At 53.2% G+C, this 1525-nt stretch carries 1 rRNA gene; it reads right to left on the bottom strand.

Annotated elements, in window-relative coordinates:
• Nucleotides 1-1456: ribosomal RNA gene (locus tag BM043_RS19270) — 23S ribosomal RNA — on the bottom strand; the annotation flags it as partial.
• Between the last annotated feature and the right edge of the window lie 69 nt (nucleotides 1457-1525).

Raw genomic sequence — 1525 nt, 5'->3', positions numbered from 1 at the left:
TCACTCCGTCACCTGTATGAACAGTACGGGAATATTAACCCGTTGTCCATCGACTACCCCTCTCGGGTTCGCCTTAGGCCCCGACTAACCCTGATCCGATTAGCGTTGATCAGGAAACCTGGGTCTTGCGGTGGGCGGGTTTCTCGCCCGCCTTATCGTTACTTATGCCTACATTTGCTTTTCCAAAAGCTCCAGCAACGCTCACGCGCCGCATTCGCCGCCGTTGGAATGCTCCCCTACCACTCGCCCCGCATGTGCGGGGTCGAATCCTTCGCTTCGGTATTAGGTTTGATGCCCGATTATTATCGACGCCCTGTCGCTCGACCAGTGAGCTGTTACGCACTCTTTAAAGGAATAGCTGCTTCCAAGCTAACCTCCTGGCTGTCTCTGCAACTGGACCACCTTTGTTCAACTTAACCTAAATTTGGGGACCTTAGCGGAAGGTCCGGGTTCTTTCCCTCTCGGACTGGGACCTTAGCACCCCAGCCCTCACTGCCGGTTCTGTATGTCGGCATTCGGAGTTCGTCAGGATTTGGTAGGATGTGACTCCCCCTAGTCCTATCGGTAGCTCTACCTCCGACATACAATTCCCGACGCTGTTCCTAAAAACATTTCGGGGAGTACGAGCTATTTCTCGGTTTGATTAGCCTTTCACCCCTACCCACAGCTCATCCGGAAGCTTTTCAACGCTTATCGGTTCGGTCCTCCATGACGTGTTACCGTCACTTCAACCTGGCCATGGGTAGATCACCAAGTTTCGCGTCTACCCCCTCCGACTCAAACGCCCTTTCAGACTCGCTTTCGCTCCGGGTACAGCACTCAATGCCTTACCCTTGCCGGAGAGGAGTAACTCGTAGGCTCATTATGCAAAAGGCACGCCGTCACCCCACTTAAGGGCTCCGACCGCTTGTAAGCGCACGGTTTCAGGTTCTATTTCACCCTCCTATTCGGAGTACTTTTCACCTTTCCCTCACGGTACTAGTTCACTATCGGTCTCTCAGGAGTATTTAGCCTTACCGGATGGTGCCGGCAAATTCAATCGGGATTCCTCCGGTCCCGACCTACTCAGGATACCCGCCTCAATCAAAATCCTTCCAATACGGGACTCTCACCCCCTGCGGTCGGCCTTCCCATGCCGTTCTCGTCGGATTTCTCTCAATCTTGCAGGTCCTATAACCCCGAACATGCCGTAACATGTCCGGTTTGGGCCAATCCGCTTTCGCTCGCCACTACTCACGGAATCACTGTTGTTTTCTCCTCCTGTGGGTACTTAGATGTTTCAGTTCCCCACGTTCGCCTTCCTTGCGGAATAACCGATAAATCGGCTGGGTTGCCCCATTCGGACATCCGCGGATCAACTCGTATGGGCCGATCCCCGCGGCTTTTCGCAGCTTATCACGTCCTTCTTCGCCTCTGAGAGCCTAGGCATCCCCCGTGCGCCCTTATTCACTTACTCTTTACTTTCTCAAAGATACCTCACGGTATCCCTACTGTTACAGTTTCTACGCAATATGTCAATGAACTT

This window comes from Algoriphagus hitonicola, assembly GCF_900113375.1.
GTDB classification, from domain to species: Bacteria; Bacteroidota; Bacteroidia; order Cytophagales; family Cyclobacteriaceae; genus Algoriphagus; species Algoriphagus hitonicola.
Note: the sequence above shows the minus strand (reverse complement) of the source record. Positions and strands in the feature narration are given on the sequence as shown.